This window comes from Kineococcus vitellinus (assembly GCF_009906315.1).
Taxonomy (GTDB): domain Bacteria; phylum Actinomycetota; class Actinomycetes; order Actinomycetales; family Kineococcaceae; genus Kineococcus; species Kineococcus vitellinus.
Genome location: NZ_JAAALL010000573.1, coordinates 1 through 1099 on the forward strand (window position 1 = coordinate 1; position 1099 = coordinate 1099).

Annotated in this window: 2 protein-coding genes and 1 pseudogene; all 3 read left to right on the forward strand. The window is 80.6% G+C overall.

The window, feature by feature from the left end; genetic code table 11:
- On the forward strand, nucleotides 1–400 hold a 400-nt coding region (locus GTQ99_RS23485), incomplete at its 5' end, for a TadE family protein (protein ID WP_205708119.1).
- On the forward strand, nucleotides 397–852 hold the full coding sequence (locus tag GTQ99_RS23490) for a pilus assembly protein (protein WP_205708120.1): 456 nt from the start codon (nucleotides 397–399) through the stop codon (nucleotides 850–852). The genes GTQ99_RS23485 and GTQ99_RS23490, both read left to right, overlap by 4 nt.
- A pseudogene (locus GTQ99_RS23495) lies at nucleotides 849–1099 on the forward strand (hypothetical protein); the annotation flags it as partial. The gene GTQ99_RS23490 and the pseudogene GTQ99_RS23495, both read left to right, overlap by 4 nt.

The window sequence follows — 1099 nt, forward strand, 5'->3', positions numbered from 1 at the left end:
AACTCCGCGACCGCGCACCCCGGCCCGCGGCGACGAGGGGTCCGCGGTCGCGGAGTTCGCGGCCGTCGCCGGGGTGCTCGCGCTGCTGTTCGCGGCGCTCGTCCAGCTCGCCGTCGTCCAGCACGTGCGGGCGACGGCGGTGGACTGCGCGGGGGAGGGCGCGCGCCACGGGGCGCTCGCCGGCAGCAGCCCCGCCGCGGGCGCGGCCCGCACCCGCGAGCTGCTGGCCGCCTCGCTGTCCCCGCGCTTCGCCGAGCACGTGGACGCCCGCGTCGTGCGGCGCGGCGGCGCGGCCGTCGTCGAGGTGCGCGTGCAGGCGCCGCTGCCGCTCCTGGCGCTGCTCGGCGCGGACCGCGCCCTGCGCGTCAGCGGGCACGCCGCCCTGGAGGGCGCCGCGTGAGCGCCGGCCCCCGCGAGCACCGGCGGCACCGGGAGCACCGCGAGCAGCGCGGCTGCGGCGACGAGGGCAGCGCCGCGGTGGAGTTCCTCGCCGTCGGGGTGCTGCTGCTGGTGCCGCTGGCCTACCTGGTGCTGACGCTGGGGCGGCTGCAGGCGGCCACCTTCGCGGCCGAGTCCGGCGCCCGGGAGGCCTCGCGGGTGCTGGCCAGGACCGACGGCGAGGACCTCGCCCGCCGGCGGGCGGAGGAGGCCGTCGTCCTGGCGCTGGCCGACCAGGGCTTTCCCGCGGCCCCCGGTGCGCTGGAGCTGGAGTGCGCGGCGGACCCGTGCCGCTCCCCGGAGGCGGTGGTCGCGGCGACCGTGCGCGTGGAGGTGGCGCTGCCCGTGCTGCCGGGGGTCGTGCCCGTGCAGGTGCGCCGGGTGGCCGTCGCCGACCGCTTCGTCGGCTCGTGAGCGCCCCCGCCCCGCGCGAACAGGGGCGCGACGAGGGGCGCATCGCGCTGCTGTCGCTGGGCTTCGCCCTCGTCGCGGCGGTGCTCGTGCTGGCCCTGGCCTCCGCCTCCGCGGTGCACCTGCAGCGCAAGCGGCTGGTGGCGCTGGCCGACGCGGCGGCCGCGGACGCGGCCGACGCCGTGGACGAGGACGTCTACTACGGCGCCTCCTCCGCGGGCGGCGGCGGCACGGGTGCGGGAGGTGCGGG